Raw genomic sequence first — 17,646 nt, forward strand, 5'->3', positions numbered from 1 at the left:
TTCTACACCGTAAGCACGCGGCGGAAGATCGGGACCGCGACCGAGGCCACGACGACGTGCATGAGCATCAGGGCGAGCACACCGATGAGTGAGGCGCCCGGCAGGAAGTACACCGGGACGTCGGCGAGGAACGAGACGAGCACGACGATCGGCACCAGCCTGCCCAGCGTGCGGGCGGGGTCCTTGGCGCGCTTGCGGATCGACGCCCACGCGAACGCCGCGATGATCACACCGACCGCGGTCAGCACGACATAACCCTGTGGCTTCAGGCCTTCGACGGCATTCGGGTCGGCGCCGAGTGCCTGGGCCACGTAGGACACGATGGCGTTGCCGATCGCCGCGATGACGATGGCGGCGGCGACTCCCAGCACGACCTTGCCGGTGCTGGTCTGGGTTTGCGTTGACATCAGGAGTACTCCCGGGGTTGTTCTGGCGGAGTCACCGCTGCAAGGGCACAGCGGGCATGCCGACGCGGACCCGGCGCGACAGCTGCGCCGGATCGGTGAGGAAGATGCTCTTGCGCTCGATCGAGATCCAGCCGCGCTGGGAGAAGTCCGAGAGCGTCTTGTTGGCCGTGTCGCGCCGGGCACCGATGTACTGGCCGAGCTCCTCTTGGGTGAGGTCCTCGATCATCAGCAGGGCGCCGCGCCGGTCGACGCCGAACCGTCCCGCGAGGCGCAGCAACGCCTTCGCGAGGCGGGCGGGGGCGTCCATCTGCACCATGTCCATGCGCATCTGGTGCGACTCGCGCTGACGGCGGGCGACGCAGCCCAGCAGCCGCTCGGTGATCTCCGGGCACAGCGCCAGCCACTTCGTCAGGTCGGCCCTGGTGATCCTGCCCGCCCGCACGTCGGTGATCGCGACCGTCGTCGTCACGGACGGGGAGGCGTCGAACAGCGTCGGCTCGACCAGGACGTCGCCCGCGCAGTGGAAGTCCAGCACCAGCTCGCGGCCATCGGTGGAGGTGCAGCACGTCTTGGCCTTGCCGGTGCGGACCACGAACAGCTCGTCGGTGCGGACACCCAGGCGCAGCAGCACGTCGCCGCGCGCGAACTCGACGGGCTCGAGGGCGTGGGCGAACTGGCGCCACGCCTCGGTGGAGGGCGCGAGGACGGCCGGCCGCGGCGGGGCGAGCAGCTGAGGTGCCACTTCGGTCTCCAATTCGTGCGGAGGACAGGCGCGACCGGGCGTGCTCTCGACGTTAGGGTGGCCAACACTGGCGTGGCGCTGGAGAATGCTGGGGTTTTCCCCACAGCTGGTGCTGAAATTCTTCAAGGGCGCGAAAGAGGGGAGGGGCCCCGTGCTTTTCGACGTCGGTCGCCTGCTGCACGAGGAGTTCCTCGCCGTCTACCGCGCGGCGGCCGCCGACGCGGACGGCTGGGAGGACGCGGCCGTGACGGTCGCGCACCGCGTCGGCTCACGGCTCGTTTCGGCGAAAGTCCCTGTCGCGCAGGTGGTCGTGGCATTGCGGTCCACTGACAGGTTGCTGACAGAGGCCATGCTGGACGACGGTGGCGACGCTCGCGCGCTGGCCGCCGCGGGCACCGCGCTGGCCGCTGAGCTGATGTCCGCGTTCTGCGCCGGAGACGATGGGCTGGCGGACGCGTTGCTCGCCGGGAGCGCGCCGGACGCGGCCGCCGCTTTCTACACGGTCGTGCTGGTGCGCGGGGCGGTGACAGATCGAGTGGTAAGCGCTTTCCGCAAGCGCGGGCCCGTACTCCTGTCGACATCCGGACATCTTCTGCTGCCTCTCGCCGAGGCGGCCGCGCTGCCGTTGTGCCGGGAGGTGTGCGAGGAGGTCGGCGGCGAGGTCTGGTTCTGCGTCGCGGAACGGCCCGCCGCGCGGGTCGCGTTGGCGCGCAAGGAGGTCGACGAGATCGACGCGCTGGTCGCGTCGCTCGGCCGGCCGTCCGGTGTGTACCGGATCGACGACATGTTGTTCGAGAGCGCCGTGATGGAGACGCCGGAGGTCCGCGACGAGCTCGGCAAGGTCGTCGCGCCGTTGCTCGCGAACCCCGTTCTCGTCGAAACGGTGCTCGCTCTGCTCGAGGCGGACGGGAACCGGGCGGTAGCTGTCAAGAAGCTGTTCATCCACCGCAGCACGATCGACTACCGTCTCTGGCAGATCGAACAGTTGACCGGTTTGAGTCCGGTGAACCCCCGTGACCTCGCGCTTCTCGGCACCGCGATAGGCATGAGCCGCACGAACGCGTTGGGCTGAAACGGTTCCGAACGCCTCAGGTGAACGTTAAGGGTGGCTCAAGCCATCTGTGCCAACTGTCGACAGTTGCCTACGGTTCTGGATGCGAGACATCGCAGGGCCTTTAGGGAGGCGACGCGTGACCACCGTTCTGGACAGCAGGCTGCTGGGCGACGTTCTGCGCGACATCCTCAGCCCCTACGACCTTCCCCCCGTGGAGGACGTGGCCACGCGCCGCCAGCTCGCCAGAACGCTGCTTTCCGGGCGTGACAACGGATCTTTCGACGGGCTGGCCTTGGCTTACGCGGTCGTCGCGTTCTGCGCGTCCACTGAGGACGGTGCGGCCGAGGTGCTCGAGGCCGTGGGGGACAACGCGGACGTGCTCGTGCTCGACGGCGTTCGGGGCGGCTACCTGCTTTTGCCGTGTGCCCAGGACCAGCACGTCGGACTGGCGCGCGAGCTGCACGACCGGATCGGCGCCGACGTGTGGATGGCGGTGGCGTGGGCGTCGAGGCGTGACCTGGAGTCGGCGCGGTCGACGGCCGAGGACGTGCTGCGGATCGCGTCCGGCCGCGCGCCGGGCGTCTACGAGCTGCGCGACGTGCTGGCGGACTTCGCGGTGCTGCGGCAGCCGCACGTCGCTGAACGACTGGCCCGCATGATCGAACCCGTGGTGGCGCAGCAGCCGTTGCTCGACGCGTTGCGGGCGTTCATCGGCGAGGACGGCAACCGTGCGGCGGCGGCACGCCTGTTGGACATCCACCGCAGCACTCTCGACCACCGCCTGCGGTTGGTCGAACGGCTCACGGGCTGCCGTCCGACCTCACCGCGTGCGTTGCTCATGTTGAGCGTGGCGCTGACCGCCCACTCACTGCCTCAGGTGCCGCTGCCGCGCACTCACTGAGTGCGGGCGGAGATCTGCTCGCGCAGACGGTCCTCCTGCGCCTGGGTCTCGGGCGTGACGATGCCCTCGAACGCCTCGGGGCCGTGGATCTGCCGGATCTCGACCTCGCCGCTCTGGAACGGCGCCTTCTTCAGCCACTCCACGGCGTCCTGCAGCGACGGCAGCTCCCAGATCCAGAAGCCCGCGATCAGCTCCTTGGCCTCGGTGAAGGGGCCGTCGATGACCGTCGTCGAGCCGCTGCCGTCGAACGCGACCCGCGCGCCCTTGGCACTCGGGTAGAGGCCGTCGCCCGCGAGCATGACGCCGGCCTTCACCAGTTGCTCGTTGTAGTTGCCCATCTCGGCCAGCTCCTCGGCGGTGGGCATGACGGCGTTCTCGGTGTCCTCGTTCGCCTTGACGATGACCATGAACCGCATCTCGATCTCCTCAGGTCCGGTGTCCGGGTCCGTTTCTACTCACGCGTCGATCGGAATCGCGCTGTTTCGACGAGCTTCGTCTGAATGTGACCGGGGTCACACTATTAGGCTGGACGGCATGCGCGAAGACGTCGACTGGATCCTCGAGAACTGCCAGGTCTGGGCCATCGTGGGGCTCTCGGACAACCCGTCCCGCGCCGCCCACGGCGTCGCCCGGTTCCTGCAGCAACGCGGTAAGAAGATCGTCCCGGTGCACCCGGCGGCCGAGACCGTGCACGGCGAGCAGGGCTACGCGACGCTGGCGGACATCCCGTTCGCGGTCGACGTCGTGGACGTGTTCCGCCGTTCGGAGGACGCCGGCCAGTTCGCCGACGAGGCCGTCTCGATCGGGGCCAAGGCGGTGTGGTTCCAGTTGGGCGTGGTCGACGACGAGGCCTGCGAACGCGCGAAGGCCGCCGGACTGCGCATGGTCATGGACGTCTGCCCCGCGATCGAGTGGCGCTCCCGTTGACCACCTAGCTACTCTGCGGCGTGAAGTCCTTGGACTCTGGGGGTTCTGGGGACACTAAGCCTGGGGGGCTTAATTCGCATGCTCGTTGACATTCAGGTGCTGCAGCCCGCGGACTCGCCGCGACTCGGTGGCTGCAGTGAGGAGTTCGTCCGGAAGCTCGCGTCGTCCGGGTCCGCGCTCGCGCCGATCGTGGTGCACCGCGGGTCCATGAGGGTCGTCGACGGCGCGCACCGCCTGCGGGCGGCCGTGCTGCGAGGAAGCCGGAAGGTCGAGGTCGAGTACGTAGACGGGCCGGTCGAGGACGTGTTCGTCCTGTCCGTGTCGTTGAACGTGTCGACGCTGACCACCGCCGACCGGGAGGCGGCCGCGCGGCGGCTGTTGCGGTCGCATCCGCAGTGGTCCGACCGGGCCATCGCGGCCTCGACCGGGCTGGCGGCCAAGTCGGTCGGCGTGCTGCGGCGCGCCGTGGGCGGCCGCGCGGCGAACCGGGTCGGGCGCGACGGCAAGGTCCGGCCGGTCAACTCGGCGGCCGGGCGGCGGCTGGCCGGGGAGATGATCGAGGCACGGCCCGCGGCCTCGTTGCGCGACATCGCGCGCGCGGCCGGGGTGTCGCCAGGAACGGTCCGGGACGTCCGGCGGCGGTTGCTCGCCGGGCTCGATCCCGTGCCCGAACGGATGCGGGCGGCCGAACTGGCCGAGGTCGAGGTACCGGCGGCGCGCAGCGAGGTCCGGGCACCGAACACCACGCTGCCGATCCTGCGCCGGGATCCTTCGTTGCGGTTCAACGAACACGGCCGGCTGGTGCTGCGCTGGCTGGAGGCGCACGCGGTGTCGTCCGGCGAGTGGGCCGCGGTGGTGGACGGGGTTCCGTCGCACTGCCGGGAACTGGTCGCGGACATGGCTCGCGGGTGCGCCGAGGTCTGGGCCGAAATGGCCGAGGCGCTGGAACGGGAGAGTCGCAGGCAAGCCGTCTAGCCGTCTAGCCGGCGAACAGGATCTCGCTGATCTCGCCCGCCACCTCGCGTCCCGCGGCCGGGCGCAAGCGGGACAACAGCTTGCTGAACGCAGTCAGGTCGATGTGCACGGTCGCCGACTGCACCTGGCGGATGTCGTCCAGCAGGTCGCTGACCAGTTCGCACGCGTGGTCCACGTCGCCCGCCGCGGCGTGGGCCAGCGCGCGGCGCAGGCCGAACCGGGTGCGGGCGCGCAGGGAGGTGGGCGCGATCAGCGGCAGCTGCGTGTCGAGGATGGCGGCGGCCTCGGCGTGGCGGCCGAGGTCGTAGAACGCCCAGGCGCGGGCGACGGCCACCTGGTCCATCACGCTCGTTGTGCCGTAAGGGGATTCTCTGACGGTCTGCTGCAGCCGGGCGGCTCGGTCGAGCGCGTTCTGGCACAGGTCGGCGACGCCGGCGAGCGCGTAGCCCTGGGCTTCGCGCTGGGCGGCAACGGCTTGGACGGCGGGGGACCGGGACTTGCTCGCGCGACGGGCGAAGGACACGGTCCCCCGTGCGTCTCCTCTATATAGAGCGAACTCCGCGGCACGGACCAACGCCCACGCTTCGAGCTCCAGGTCGCCGCCCTTCGCCGCGTACTGGACGGCTTTCCTGGTCAGTTCGGCCGCGGAGGCGTCGTCGCCGCGTTCCTGTTCCATCCAGCCCGCGTACTCGGCGTAGCGGGCGGCCAGCAGCCAGAGTCCGCGGCCGAGTCCGGGATCGTCGGCCGAGCGCGCCATGGAGCTGAGGACGTCCACCTGGGGGCGCAGGCCCACGAGCACTATCTCGGGACTTTGCCGGTGACCCAGCGCGCGGTGGTGGTCGAACATCGAGTTGAACGTGAGCAATGTGGTGTGGTCACTGGGAATCGGCCGCGTGGGAGCGTCGGCCAGTTCGACCAGGTGGCCCTCGGCGTGCAGCGCGTCGTCGAAGATCCGCGCCATCTCCGGGCTGGGCTTGATGTGGCCGTTCTCAATCTTGCTGAGGTGCCCTTTGCTGTAGGGCACAAGGGCTTTCAGCTGGCTGAGCGACAACCCGCGCTCGTTGCGCAGGCGGCGGACCTCCTGTGCGAACGTGGGCGACAACGGCTTCACCCCCTCCCCGGTAGTGTGTCGGGGTTGAAACGCCTGGATACCGAATGTCCACGATTTGGCCGTTGATTGACGATCAACTGGGGCTAACTGGAGCGGTCCGCGATGGTTCCATGTGAGTCATGGCGATGACGTGCTCCAACGAGGCGGCTGGTGTGGTGATGGTCTGGCAGCGCTTGGCGACCAACGTGGTGCACCGGTCCCCGTGGTTCGAGGTGCGCGCCGACGACGTCGTCAGGCCCGATGGCGGACATGGCACGTACACCCACGTGGTGGCGCCGGGGTCGGTCACGGTGCTGGCGATCCAGGACGACGACCACGTGGTGCTGACGCGGCAGTGGATCTACACGCACGGCGGCACGGAGTGGCGACTACCCGGCGGCGCTGTGGACGACACGGACGCCGACCCGCTGGCCGCGGCACGCCGTGAGCTCGCCGAGGAGACCGGCCTGAGAGCCGAGAAGTGGGAGCGGCTCGGCCAGATCCACGGCGCCGACAGCCTCAGCAACCACGTCGACCACATCTTCCTGGCCACGGACCTCACCCAGGGCGAACCCGATCTCGGGCCCGGTGAGGCCGACCTGCGCGTGCGGACGCTGCCGTTCTGCCACGCGCTCGACCTCGTGAAGCAGGGCATGCTCCCGCACGCCGGCAGTTCGCACGCATTGCTCGTGATGGCGTTGCGCCGCACGACCCAGAAATAAAGATCGGAGGGTTTCCTGCTTCAGTGTGAAACAGGAAACCCGTTCTCATTCGACTGGCGAAAAGCCACTCTTGGTGTATCGGCGAGAACATCAGTCCGAAAGCCAGTCAGAATGAGAAGGTGAATTTCTCGATGAGAATGATCTGCTCACTCGCCACCGTCGTGAAGGTCGCCATGATCTGCCTTTTCGTGGGCTTCATGGCCGGTAGCCTCTTCATCGCAACGGTGATCTGACTCCGGTTCGGACTGCGGTTCTCCCTGATCACAAAAGGGAGGTGTCAGCCATGGAACCGCATTTCTGCATCGACATGATCTGAACCCGCTCGACTACCTGCCCGGCGTCCACTGCACGCCGTATCCGCGGCCCTGGCGAGGATGTGGGAACGACACGTCGATCTCACCGATCTCGTCCAGCGGCAGCGTGTTCGGCCAGGGCGTCAGATCATCGGTGTCGCGCGCCAGGGCCTCTTCGACGCGCCACACCGATTCAGGCAGGTCGTCCCGGTTGAACCGGACACGCAGCCGGAACGACTCGCACATCCGCTCCGGCCAGAACACGTAGGTCGGACGCATCGACTGTCCCCGCGGCACCTTCACCTCGAGCGCGAACTGGTGCGTTTGTCCTGCGTTGAGGGGTCGGGGCAACCGCAGCTTCATCAGGAAGCGCCGCGGGGACGGCCGTTCGTGGCCGATGAGCTCCACCCCGTGCAGCACCTCGATGTCCACGTCACCGGGTGCGCCGTCGGGCGTGGGGGCCGGGATCGTGATGGACCACGCGATCTCGGTGACACCGTCGGTGTCGGCCACGACGGTCCGGCGTTCCGTGCACGCGGGCGTCGGGCCGTCCAGCTTCAGCAGCGCGTCGAACTCCTTGACGTGCCAGAGTTCCGACGGCGCCACGTACGCCGTCGGGGACGCCGGCTGCAGTGCCACCTCGACGAGGCGCTGCAGTCCGGCCTCCATCCTCCTGCGCACCGTGCGCGCGCCGCGGTCCTGTTGCTTCGCGAGCCACTCGATGCGTTCGTTGAGGAACCGGAACTGCGCTTCGTCGTGCAGTCCGAGCGGTGCCAGAACCGCGTTGCGGACCTCCACCGGGAAAGCGCGGGCCGCGTTCGTCACCCAGTCGCGGAGTTTCGTTCTGACGGCTTCCGCGCCGTCGGTCTCCACGATGCCGCACACCTGGCGCAGCGCCGGTCCGACGTGCAAGTCGATTCCGGGAGTCTGCACACCGCGGCCGCGGCACAAGGTGCGCAATTCTTCCATCAGCTGCTCAGGTGAGACAGGCATCCGTCCTCCGCGCGCGGAAATGCTTTGCCGGGCTTGTCGGGCATAGCTGCTGTGACGTTACTCCAGATGGATTCTTCTACACCGCCGGTCGCGATGATCACCGCCGATCGACTGATGTCCTGACCTGGTCTTCGGCGGTAACGTGCTGGTCACGGGCGGTGACTCCCTCCGGTCTCCGCCATCCCTGCCTGATGTGGAGGTTGGATTCGTGCTGCGCACATTATTGTCGGCCATATCCGCGTTAGCCCTGATCAGCGGCGTTCCCGCCGTCGCCGCACCCGCGGAGAGCGCTTACCTGCTGCAGTTCCGCACCACCCTGTCCGACGCCCAGCGCCACCAGCTCCGGGGTCTCGGCGTGCGGCTCGGCGCGTTCGTCCAGGACGGTACCTACGTCGCCCGCATGACGAACACCGCCCGCGTCTCCCGGTTGAACTACGTCCGCGAGGTGCGTCCCTTCCAGGCCCAGCCGCAGATCATGGCGCTGGGCTCGTCCGACTACCTGATCACGCTGGCCGAGCAGGACTCGCGCGACCAGCAGATCGTCGCCGCCAAGGTGCGGGCGACGGGCGGTCGCGTGAACGTGATCTCCCTGGACCGCGAGCACATCATGGCCACCTTGGACGCCGGTCAAGCCGCTCAGGTCGCGAAGCTGCCCGCCGTGATCGCGATCGACCCGGTGTCGGCGCCGGAGAACGACATGGCGATCTCGCGCGAGTCGTCCGGTGCCAACTACGTCGAGACCGCGGGCGGCTACCGCGGCCAGGGCGTGCGCGGTGAGGTGATGGACGGCGGGTTCTGGTTGACGCACCAGGAGTTCCGGGCTCGTCCGCCGGTGCAGCACACGCCCAACAGCCTCGCCAGCCCCTCGCACGGAACCTCGACGTACGGGCAGATCTTCGCGTCCGGCGTCTCGGCCCCGCACCGCGGCGTGCTGCCCGAGGGCCAGGGCATCACGGCCGTCTACCCGGTCGCCGACCGGTACGCGCACACCAAGCAACTGGTCGACGCGGCGGGCAGCTACCGGGCGGTGTTCCAGTCGAACAGTTGGGGCGGCACGCTCACCACGGCCTACAACTCGGTCTCGCAGCAGATGGACCGGATCGTGTTCGACCACGACATCCTGATCTGCCAGTCGCAGAGCAACACCGGCAACCGCAACTCGCGCCCGGAGGCATGGGCGAAGAACGTGTTGTCGGTCGGTGGTCAGTACCACCTCAACACGTTGTCGCGCGCGGACGACAAGTGGAGCAACAGCGGGTCGATCGGTCCCGCCGCCGATGGCCGCATCAAGCCGGAACTGTCGAACTTCTACGACCGCATCGACACCACGACGTCCGGCAGCGACACCGCCTACCGCTCGGACTTCGGCGGCACGTCCGGCGCCACGCCGATCACCTGCGGCAACGCCGGTCTGATGTTCCAGATGTGGGCGGACGGCGTGTTCGACGGCGCACCCGGCAAGAAGCGCGACGTCTTCGCGTCCCGTCCGCACGCGTCGACGGCGAAGGCATTGCTGGTCAACGCCGCTGACCAGTTCGCGTTCTCCGGCACCGCGCACGACCTGACGCGCGTGCACCAGGGCTGGGGCACCGTGTCGGTGCGCAACCTGTACGACCGCGCGAAGGCCGGCGGCTGGAAGCTGCCGGTGCTGGTGAACGAGACCGATGTGGTCGTCACCGGCCAGACTCGCAAGTACACGGTGACGTCCAACGGTCAGACGCCTTTGCGCGCCACGCTGGCCTACACCGACCCGGCCGGTTCGCCGACCGCGACCAAGGCGACCGTGAACGACCTGTCGTTGAAGGTGACGGCTCCGAACGGGACCGTCTACTGGGGCAACAACGGTCTGCTCGCGGGCAACTGGTCCACGGCCGGCGGGGTCGCGAACACCGTCGACACCGTGGAGAACGTGTTCGTCCAGGCCCCGGCGGCGGGCACCTGGACGGTCGAGGTGGTCGCGACCGCGGTGAACGTGGACGGTCACGTCGAGACCGCGGCGACCGACGCGGACTACGCGCTGGTCGTGTCGTAAGTCCTTTGTGGATCGGTGGCGGCTCGCTCTGGGTCGCCACCGCTCTGACCTGCGGATTGCAGAAACCCTGCAAGACCTCTCGGGCATGGTCCGCGTGACCGAGAGGGGAAGAGAAATGCTTCGCAGGTTTGTTTCCACGGCGCTGACGCTGATGGCGGCGGCCGGCCTGGTGATGGCCGGCGTGTCACCGGCGTCGGCGGCGGTGGTCAACAGGTTCTGGGGTGTGTCGCCGAACGTCTGCCTGGACGCCTACAACGGGCACCCGGACGGCGAGGTCTACGTGACCGGCTGCAACTCCGGCAACTTCCAGAGGTTCGCGTGGGCGAACACCTTCACCGGCACCACCACGCTCCGCAGCCAGGCCCAGACCAGCTACTGCGTCCAGAACGCGGGCAGCAGGGTCAACCTGGAGCCGTGCAGCAGCGCCGGGTACCAGCGGTGGGAGATCCGGGGCAACATCGGCAAGTTGATCATCCGCCAGGGCAACCTGTGCCTGGCCAGGGCGCTGGGCACCACGCCGAACCGGGTGATCATGCAGGGCTGTTCGATCCCGGGCTCCGACTGGGCACTGACGAACTGACGAGGGGGAGACTCAGATGAAGATGTTCCGCGTTCTCACCGCCGTCGCGCTGGCCTTCGTGGCCGCACTCGGTGTCGCCCAGCCCGCCTCCGCCGCCGTGACCTGGAAGTTCCAGGGCACCGGCACGAGCAACTGCCTGGACGGCTACCCGGCCCACCCGGCCGGCGCCGTCTACTACACCGGGTGCAACGACGGCGCTTTCCAGAACTTCCGGTGGGTGGGGTCGTTCGGCCGCCAGACCCAGCTGGTCAGCAACCAGAGCAACAAGTGCGCCTGGGGGGAGGGTGACCAGGTGGGCCTCGCGACCTGCAACGGGTCCCCGTCGCAGGTCTGGGTCGTCAGCGGCTCGGCCTCGCGCCTGACCATCCGCCACCTCCACTCCGGCAAGTGCGTGGCGCGCCTGGGCCCGCCCAACATCCGGCTGCAGACCTGCGACGACCGCCTCCCCAACCAGTTCTGGTTCAAGCGGTAGCCGTCACTCGAACCGGGCCGGGTCGCCCGCGCCGTAGCGGATGATCTCGGCCTCGCCACTGGAGAAGTCCACCACCGTGGTGGGCGTGGTGCCGCACTCCCCGGAGTCGATCACCGCGTCCACCACGTGGTCGAGACGTTCCTTGATCTCCCAGCCCTGCACGAGCGGCTCGGCCTCGTCGGGCAGCAGCAGCGTGGACGTGAGCAGCGGCTCGCCCATCGCCTCGAGCAGCGCCTGCGTCACGACGTGGTCCGGGATGCGCGCGCCCACCGTCTTCTTCTTCGGGTGCATCATGCGGCGCGGCACCTCCTTCGTCGCGGGCAGGATGAACGTGTAGTTGCCCGGTGTGGAGGCCTTGATCGCGCGGAACACCGCGTTGTCGACCACCACGAACTGGCCCAGCTGCGCGAAGTTCTCGCACATCAGCGTGAAGTGGTGCTTGTCGTCGAGCTTGCGGATCTCGCGGATGCGGTCGATGCCGTCCTTGTTGCCCAGGCGGCAGCCGAGCGCGTAGCAGGAGTCCGTCGGGTACGCGATCAGGCCGTCCTCCTGCAGGATCCGCACGGCCTGGTCGATGGCGCGCTTCTGCGGGTTGACCGGGTGGACGTCCAGGTACTTGGCCATGCGGGGCAGGATATGCCGATCAAGGTTTGAGCAGCACTTTGACCATGCCGTCGTTCTTCTTCTGGAACGTCTCGTAGGCGCGCGGGGCGTCTTCGAGCGGCAGGTGGTGCGTGGCGAAGTCCTCCGTTCCGAGCGGGTCGTCGTCGGTGAGCAGCGGCAGGATGTCCGGCACCCAGCGCCACACGTTGGCCTGACCCATCCTGAGCTGCAGCTGCTTGTCGAACATGGTGAGCATCGGCAGCGGGTCGGCCATGCCGCCGTAGACGCCGACGATCGAGATCGTGCCGCCCCGGCGGACCATGTCGATCGCGCTGTAGAGGGCCCTGAGCCGGTCGACGCCCGCTTCCTTCATCAGCTTCTGCGCCATCGTGTCGGGCAGCAGCCCGGTGAGCTGCTGGGCGAGCTTGCCGACCGGCGCGCCATGGGCCTCCATGCCGACCGCGTCGATCACCGAGTCCGGTCCCCGCCCTCCGGTGAGGTCCCTGACCACCTCGGTGAGACGTTTGCCCGCTCCCCGGAGGTCGATCGTCTCGACGCCGCGCGCCTTCGCCCTGGCGAGCCGTTCCGGGACGAGGTCGATGCCGATCACGCGGGCGTTCTTGTGCCGGGCTATCCGGCAGGCCATGTCGCCGATCGGGCCGAGACCGAGGACGGCGACCGTGGACTCGGGCTGGACGTTCGCGTACTCGACGGCCTGCCACGCGGTGGGGAGGACGTCGCTGAGGAACACGAACCTGTCGTCCGGCGGGCCCTCGGGGACCTTGATCGGCAGCGAGTTGCCGAACGGGACCCTCAGGTACTCCGCCTGCCCGCCGGGGACCTGGCCGTAGAGCTTCGTGTACCCGAAGAGCGCCGCGCCGGAATTGTGTTCCCGCACCTGCGTGGTCTCGCATTGACTTTGCAGACCTCTAGTGCACATCTCGCACGTGTTGCACGAGACGTTGAACGGGATCACCACCCGATCGCCGGGTTTGAGTTCGGTGACGTGCGCGCCGACTTCTTCGACGATGCCCATCGGTTCGTGCCCGAGGATGTCGCCCTCCGTCATGAACGGGCCCAGAACCTCGTAGAGGTGCAGGTCGGAGCCGCAGATGCCGGTCGACGTGATCTTCACGATGACGTCTTCCGGTTCCTTGAGGACGGGGTCGGGCACGCTGTCGACCCGGACGTCGCGTTTGCCGTGCCAAGTGACTGCCTTCATGCCCAGTGGCGTTCCCCGTGGTCGTGCGTTGATAACCTGGGGCTACTTCTTTCCCCGGTTTGGAGACCCCCAGCGATGCTCGACCGTGCCGTCGTCGACGCCCTGTTCCCCTCGGACCTGCCCGAGCCGTCCCACTGGGAGGAGCAGTACCCGCCTCGCGGGCTGGGCGCGGACGCGAAGGTCACGCGCCTCGGCCCGTCGCCGACCGGGTTCCTGCACATCGGCGGCCTGTACGTCGGCATGATCGACCGCGACGTCGCCTCGCACTCGGGCGGCTCGTACATCGTGCGCGTCGAGGACACCGACCAGGCGCGCGAGGTCGCCGGCGCGGTCGAGCAGTTCACTCGCGCGTTCGAGTACTTCGGGATCCAGCCCGACGAGGCCAACTCCGTTGGCGCTTACGGCCCGTACCACCAGTCGCAGCGCGAGCAGATCTACCTGACGTACGTGCGCGAGCTTCTGCGTTCCGGCGACGCATACCTGTGCTTCGCGACGAAGGAAGAGCTGGCGGACATCACCGCGCGCCAGCAGGCCACGAAGCTCCCCACCGGCTACTACGGCCGGTGGGCGATCTGGCGCGACAGGACGGCTGATGACGTTGCTGCCGCTTTGAAGGCAGGTCTTCCGTACGTCGTCCGCTTCCGCTCGCCGGGCAAGGCGGGGGAGCGCACGTCGTTCGTCGACGCGATCCGCGGTCCGCTGGAGCACGAGGCCAACCGCAACGACGTGGTGATCCTGAAGGCCTCGGACCAGTCGCCGCGCCTGCCCACGTACCACTTCGCGCACGCCGTCGACGACCACCTGATGCGCGTGAACCTGGTGATCCGCGGCGAGGAGTGGATCTCCTCCGTCCCAACGCACCTGCAGCTGTTCGACGCCCTGGGCTTCGAGCGCGTCGAGTACGCCCACATCGCGCCGCTGATGAAGCAGCAGGGCGGCTCCCGTCGAAAGCTCTCGAAGCGCAAGGACCCCGAGGCGTCCGTCGAGTACTTCATCGAGGCGGGCTACCCGGCCGAGGCCGTCCAGTACTACATGCGCGGCCTGGTGAACGCCCGCCTGGCGGAGCTCCCTCTCGCCGAGGCCCTTTCCGCTCCGATCTCGCTGGCCGAGTGCGGTGTCGCCGGTCCTCTCGTCGACCTCGTGAAGCTCGAGGACATCTCGGCCGACTACGTGGCCACGCTGTCCGGTGCCGAGATCATTTCCCGGGTTTCTTCCTGGGCGGCCACCTACGACCCGGAGCTGGTCTCGGTTCTGGAGTCCTCGCGCGACGAGGCCCTGGCGGCTCTCCAAGTCGAGCGCGGCCCGGAGGTCGCGAACCCGCGCAAGGACCTCCGCAAGTGGTCCGACTTCCGCACGGCCTACGGCTTCTTCTTCTCGTCCTTGTTCTCGCTTGTGACCGACCGGTCCGACGAGCGGCTGGGCGGCCTGCCCGCCGACCTGATCTCCGCGTTCGCCGCCGACTTCGCCGACGGGTACCTGGACGTGGAAGACGGCCAGGAGTGGTTCGGCCAGATTCGCGAGCTCGCGGGCAAGCACGGCTTCGCGCCGAACCCCAAGGAGTTCAAGAAGAACCCGGACGCCTACCCCGGCTCGATCAAGGAGGCGGCGCAGCTGATCCGCGTCGCTCTGACCGGCTCGAACCGCAGCCCGGATCTGCACGCCGTGGCCCGCACGCTGGGTCGCGACGAGGTGCTGCGGCGGGTGCGCGCGCTCGTCTAAACGGTTGTCCTGGCGGCCCCTGGTTCCTTCGGGAATCGGGGGCCGTTCTAATTCCTGCGACGGCCCGCCGGTACCGCGCGAGAGTTCGCATCGCTGTGCGGCAGGCGCGTCGAGTCGTGGGTGGGCGTGAGATGGGCGCTGCAGGAGGGCTAGGCGGGCGCCGGCCCACGGTTCAGCTGAGATTCGTCCGGCTCGACGAGTCGGTCCTGGTGTTCACCGATCCTGCGGCGGATCTGCCGCCATCCGGTGTTCAGCCCACCTCCGCGCCGCCTTCGTGACCTCCGTACCCCCGAACCTCCGTTCCCACAGGCAGACCAGCGAGGCGGCGAACGCCGTGATCGCCTCAGCCGGCGCTTCCCGGTAGCCGCCGAACTGCGTGGCCCATTTTTCGGCCTGCGCCGGCTCGTGCCCTGCCGCGATGAGCCGGACGACCACGAACGCCGGGTCGATCCATGCCGCACCGGTCCGCCACCACGCCCAGTCGACGACCCGAGCCCGGTCCGCCACGAGGATGTTCAACGGGTTCAGATCGGAATGGACAAGCGTCGACCCGCGCATGTGTCGCGGCGCGCGTGCTGCCCATTCGCTGAACTGGGTGGACGTTTCCTTTGCCAGCGCGGATTTCCAATGATCGGCGATCATTCGGCCGGATTCGGAATGCTCGACAGCGCCGATCTTGATCATGGCATCGGCGACGAGCGGAAGATCGGGCGAGCCGGGCGAGAGCTCGGCGTGCCGTCCTGGAACGTGCTCGAACCCGAGCAGCAGCCAGCCGTCCTGCTCGACTCGCCACAGCAGTTGCGGCGCGATGTCTCGTGGGACGAACGGGTTCACGGTCGCTTCGTTGCGGTGCATGACGGCCTGCGGACCTTCCGCCCGGCCTCCTTTGCAGAACACCGGCCCGTCTGCGGCCATCAATGACGCGGCGAACGCGGAGTTGCGCCCAACAACGGGACTTTCCGCCTCGAACACAGGCCCGGTGTGACCCTGCACTGCTTCGCGCACTCCATCGGGCAGGTCGTGCCACTCAACGCGGCTGCTCATCCGACTTCCTCAGCTCGGGTCTCCGCCGCCCTGGCCACAGTTCGTGCAGCCCGCATGGCACTGCGAACAACTTCCGTCGCCGGTCACCCACAACTCGGGGTGGAAAGGCAGCCCGGCGGTCTTGATCGCCTCCACAGTAGGGTCGAGGACGCCGGCTGTCGCGCGCCGCACCGGTGCGGCGAACTCATCCGGTACGTGGTGGATGAACCGCCCGGCGAGCCGATCGCAGAACTCGGCGTAGTCGTGGGTGTTCAGGATGAACTGGTGCCAGCCGAGGTCGACCTGCCTGCTCGGCCGGAACTGCCGGTGCGGGCTCGCCGCGCACACGGTGAGGAAGCTGATCGTGTCGGTGATGATCCGGTCGGCCTCGGTCACGTTCATCGAGTGCTCGCTGGTGAGCTGGAGCCGCAGCTGGTGCCGCAACTCGGTCGAGATCGTCGCTGGGCAGGTGCTCAGGGTCGTCGTCATGACTCTCTCCTCGTCATTGTCCTGGTCCGGGGTGGGGCGAGAAAAGCCGGGCAGCCGCACTGGCACGAGCAGCTGTACGTGAAGATGCCGATGCGTTCGCCGACCGCCGGTAGTTCCACGGTTGGTTTGTCATCGGACATGGGTGGCGGCAGCCTCACGAAGCTTGTGGAGACCTCGGTCGGCGGCGTTGACCACGCGGTCGTCCACGGCTGAGGTGACAGCCACCGCCACAAAGCTCAGCGCGATCGCTTCCGCCACGGTCAGCTGGACGGTGACCGACACCAGGTCGTGTGCTGCCACCGTCTTCATGTCCGGACCTCTCGCTCATCTGTCGCTTGCTACTGACGAGCTTGGTCATGGCACTTCTGATCGGGAAGGAACGGGTGGTGCACTTCCGTGGCACTTGCGGCGCACCTGTCTGCTGCTTCGTGGTTGCATTGAGTGCGGGAGGAGGTCGCAGGAATGGGGTCGTTGGCTCATTGAACGGGTCATGAGGCGCGGGCGCTTCGCCAAGCATTGCGGCTCAGCGTGCGTGCCTTCGCCGAACGGCTAGGTGTCGGAGTCCGCACCGTCACCAAATGGGAGTCGCTGGGCGCATCCACCACTCCACGCCCGTTCATGCAGTCCATCTTGGACACCGCCTTGTCCACGGCGGACGTGGAAGCCAGGCAACGATTCGAGTTGCTGCTCAGGCAAGAGGGCGCGCCACCTGTGCGTGATTACTACCGGGGTGGACCGCGTGAGTGGGACTACGAGACCTGGACTGATGACCTGGGACGCGCCGCAGCGTGCCTGGCGCGCCAGGACTTCAGGTTCGCGGCCAGCCTCGTCGACCGCTGGCTACGTCGCTTCATTCCGGAGGACCTCGACCACCACGGCCTCTATCTACATGCGCGGTCGCTCGTACTGCTCGGCGACCTGCAGCGTGACCAAGGAGAGATTCGTGGACCGCTGTCGGCCCGACAGACCTACCTGAAAGCGCACCAACTGTTCCACGAGCTGGCCGTGCCCAGACGAAGAGCACAGGTCGAACTGTCGCTCGCAGTCGTCGAGGAGATGAGCGGGAGGCTGGAGCGCGCCGCGAGCACCTACGAACTTCTGGCCGACGATGTACGGCTAAGAACTCCTAACAGAATGATCTTGGAATACTGTTGATCAACCGCGTGTTGACCTTGGTGTGAGGAAGGGCGAGCAGCTCCCCTGGATCGTGTCCGACGAGTTGTGGGCGCGGATCGAGCCGCTGCTCCCGGTGGTCCCACGTCGTACGGACCATCCGGGACGCAAGCGGCTGGATGACCGCAAGGTGTTGTGCGGCATCCTGTTCGTGCTCTACACCGGCATCCCGTGGGAGTTCCTGCCCCAGGAACTCGGGTTCGGCTCCGGTATGACCGCGTGGCGGCGG

At 68.0% G+C, this 17,646-nt stretch carries 20 protein-coding genes and 1 pseudogene; 11 read left to right on the forward strand and 10 right to left on the reverse strand.

All coding sequences use genetic code 11. From position 1 onward, the window contains the following. Nucleotides 1-2: 2 nt before the first annotated feature. Together ABZ345_RS09715 and ABZ345_RS09720 are read right to left on the reverse strand one after the other, a co-directional pair. The gene (locus tag ABZ345_RS09715; protein WP_359844821.1) at nucleotides 3-407 is read right to left on the reverse strand and encodes a DUF6069 family protein; all 405 of its coding nucleotides are present in this window, start codon (nucleotides 405-407) and stop codon (nucleotides 3-5) included. A 31-nt stretch (nucleotides 408-438) separates the two neighbouring features. Beyond that, the gene (locus tag ABZ345_RS09720) at nucleotides 439-1,149 is read right to left on the reverse strand and encodes a Crp/Fnr family transcriptional regulator (protein ID WP_359844823.1); all 711 of its coding nucleotides are present in this window, start codon (nucleotides 1,147-1,149) and stop codon (nucleotides 439-441) included. A 151-nt stretch (nucleotides 1,150-1,300) separates the two neighbouring features. Between ABZ345_RS09720 and ABZ345_RS09725 the strand changes: the two genes are divergently transcribed. Next, nucleotides 1,301-2,221: a helix-turn-helix domain-containing protein gene (locus tag ABZ345_RS09725; protein ID WP_359844825.1), complete on the forward strand. Its 921-nt coding sequence runs from the start codon at nucleotides 1,301-1,303 to the stop codon at nucleotides 2,219-2,221. Nucleotides 2,222-2,339: 118 nt separating this feature from the next. Next, nucleotides 2,340-3,104 (forward strand): helix-turn-helix domain-containing protein, encoded by a 765-nt coding sequence (locus ABZ345_RS09730; RefSeq protein ID WP_359844826.1) that lies wholly within the window; start codon nucleotides 2,340-2,342, stop codon nucleotides 3,102-3,104. Here the strand turns inward: ABZ345_RS09730 and ABZ345_RS09735 are convergent. After that, nucleotides 3,098-3,520 (reverse strand): YciI family protein, encoded by a 423-nt coding sequence (locus ABZ345_RS09735; RefSeq protein ID WP_359844828.1) that lies wholly within the window; start codon nucleotides 3,518-3,520, stop codon nucleotides 3,098-3,100. The genes ABZ345_RS09730 and ABZ345_RS09735 overlap by 7 nt on opposite strands. Nucleotides 3,521-3,638: 118 nt before the next feature. Between ABZ345_RS09735 and ABZ345_RS09740 the strand changes: the two genes are divergently transcribed. Further along, nucleotides 3,639-4,031, forward strand: a complete 393-nt coding sequence (locus ABZ345_RS09740) for a CoA-binding protein (RefSeq protein WP_359844830.1) — start codon at nucleotides 3,639-3,641, stop codon at nucleotides 4,029-4,031. A gap of 78 nt (nucleotides 4,032-4,109) precedes the next feature. After that, nucleotides 4,110-5,006 carry a ParB/RepB/Spo0J family partition protein gene (locus tag ABZ345_RS09745; protein WP_359844832.1) on the forward strand — a complete coding sequence of 299 codons (897 nt, stop codon included), beginning with the start codon at nucleotides 4,110-4,112 and terminating at the stop codon, nucleotides 5,004-5,006. Between the two features lie 4 nt (nucleotides 5,007-5,010). On the opposite strand, the gene ABZ345_RS09750 is transcribed toward ABZ345_RS09745, so the two are convergent. Further along, nucleotides 5,011-6,108: a helix-turn-helix domain-containing protein gene (locus tag ABZ345_RS09750; protein WP_359844834.1), complete on the reverse strand. Its 1,098-nt coding sequence runs from the start codon at nucleotides 6,106-6,108 to the stop codon at nucleotides 5,011-5,013. A gap of 128 nt (nucleotides 6,109-6,236) precedes the next feature. Here ABZ345_RS09750 and ABZ345_RS09755 point away from each other — a divergent pair, with 128 nt between their 5' ends. After that, nucleotides 6,237-6,818, forward strand: coding sequence for an NUDIX hydrolase (locus tag ABZ345_RS09755; protein ID WP_359844836.1), 582 nt, complete (start codon nucleotides 6,237-6,239; stop codon nucleotides 6,816-6,818). Nucleotides 6,819-7,144: 326 nt separating this feature from the next. Here the strand turns inward: ABZ345_RS09755 and ABZ345_RS09760 are convergent, their stop codons facing one another. Continuing rightward, nucleotides 7,145-8,104: a hypothetical protein gene (locus ABZ345_RS09760; protein ID WP_359844838.1), complete on the reverse strand. Its 960-nt coding sequence runs from the start codon at nucleotides 8,102-8,104 to the stop codon at nucleotides 7,145-7,147. 208 nt (nucleotides 8,105-8,312) lie between these two features. On the opposite strand from ABZ345_RS09760, the gene ABZ345_RS09765 reads away from it, so the two are divergent. The 3 genes from ABZ345_RS09765 (at nucleotide 8,313) to ABZ345_RS09775 (ending at nucleotide 11,188) form a co-directional block, all read left to right on the forward strand. Next, nucleotides 8,313-10,136: a S8 family serine peptidase gene (locus ABZ345_RS09765; protein WP_359844840.1), complete on the forward strand. Its 1,824-nt coding sequence runs from the start codon at nucleotides 8,313-8,315 to the stop codon at nucleotides 10,134-10,136. A 115-nt stretch (nucleotides 10,137-10,251) separates the two neighbouring features. After that, nucleotides 10,252-10,716 carry a ricin-type beta-trefoil lectin domain protein gene (locus ABZ345_RS09770; RefSeq protein WP_359844842.1) on the forward strand — a complete coding sequence of 155 codons (465 nt, stop codon included), beginning with the start codon at nucleotides 10,252-10,254 and terminating at the stop codon, nucleotides 10,714-10,716. 16 nt (nucleotides 10,717-10,732) lie between these two features. Continuing rightward, on the forward strand, nucleotides 10,733-11,188 hold the full coding sequence (locus ABZ345_RS09775) for a ricin-type beta-trefoil lectin domain protein (RefSeq protein ID WP_359844844.1): 456 nt from the start codon (nucleotides 10,733-10,735) through the stop codon (nucleotides 11,186-11,188). Between the two features lie 3 nt (nucleotides 11,189-11,191). Here the strand turns inward: ABZ345_RS09775 and ABZ345_RS09780 are convergent, their stop codons facing one another. Together ABZ345_RS09780 and ABZ345_RS09785 are read right to left on the reverse strand one after the other, a co-directional pair. Further along, on the reverse strand, nucleotides 11,192-11,812 hold the full coding sequence (locus ABZ345_RS09780; RefSeq protein WP_359844846.1) for an L-threonylcarbamoyladenylate synthase: 621 nt from the start codon (nucleotides 11,810-11,812) through the stop codon (nucleotides 11,192-11,194). A 19-nt stretch (nucleotides 11,813-11,831) separates the two neighbouring features. Next, nucleotides 11,832-13,013 carry a zinc-dependent alcohol dehydrogenase gene (locus ABZ345_RS09785; RefSeq protein WP_359844848.1) on the reverse strand — a complete coding sequence of 394 codons (1,182 nt, stop codon included), beginning with the start codon at nucleotides 13,011-13,013 and terminating at the stop codon, nucleotides 11,832-11,834. A gap of 75 nt (nucleotides 13,014-13,088) precedes the next feature. Here ABZ345_RS09785 and ABZ345_RS09790 point away from each other — a divergent pair, with 75 nt between their 5' ends. Beyond that, a complete protein-coding gene (locus ABZ345_RS09790; RefSeq protein WP_359844850.1) occupies nucleotides 13,089-14,732 on the forward strand; it encodes a glutamate--tRNA ligase family protein in 1,644 nt (547 codons plus the stop codon). A gap of 213 nt (nucleotides 14,733-14,945) precedes the next feature. Here the strand turns inward: ABZ345_RS09790 and ABZ345_RS09795 are convergent, their stop codons facing one another. The 3 genes from ABZ345_RS09795 to ABZ345_RS09805 all read right to left on the reverse strand — a co-directional run bounded on the left by ABZ345_RS09795 (nucleotide 14,946) and on the right by ABZ345_RS09805 (nucleotide 16,553). Then, nucleotides 14,946-15,776, reverse strand: coding sequence for a hypothetical protein (locus ABZ345_RS09795; RefSeq protein ID WP_359844852.1), 831 nt, complete (start codon nucleotides 15,774-15,776; stop codon nucleotides 14,946-14,948). A gap of 9 nt (nucleotides 15,777-15,785) precedes the next feature. Further along, a complete protein-coding gene (locus ABZ345_RS09800; RefSeq protein WP_359844854.1) occupies nucleotides 15,786-16,244 on the reverse strand; it encodes a hypothetical protein in 459 nt (152 codons plus the stop codon). 129 nt (nucleotides 16,245-16,373) lie between these two features. Continuing rightward, the gene (locus ABZ345_RS09805; protein WP_359844856.1) at nucleotides 16,374-16,553 is read right to left on the reverse strand and encodes a hypothetical protein; all 180 of its coding nucleotides are present in this window, start codon (nucleotides 16,551-16,553) and stop codon (nucleotides 16,374-16,376) included. A gap of 189 nt (nucleotides 16,554-16,742) precedes the next feature. On the opposite strand from ABZ345_RS09805, the pseudogene ABZ345_RS09810 reads away from it, so the two are divergent. Then, nucleotides 16,743-17,399, forward strand: a pseudogene (locus ABZ345_RS09810) (helix-turn-helix domain-containing protein); the annotation flags it as partial. A gap of 22 nt (nucleotides 17,400-17,421) precedes the next feature. Further along, on the forward strand, nucleotides 17,422-17,646 hold a 225-nt coding region (locus tag ABZ345_RS09815), incomplete at its 3' end, for a transposase (RefSeq protein ID WP_359844858.1).

The sequence above is a fragment of the Lentzea sp. NPDC005914 genome (assembly GCF_040629405.1).
Classification (GTDB): domain Bacteria; phylum Actinomycetota; class Actinomycetes; order Mycobacteriales; family Pseudonocardiaceae; genus Lentzea.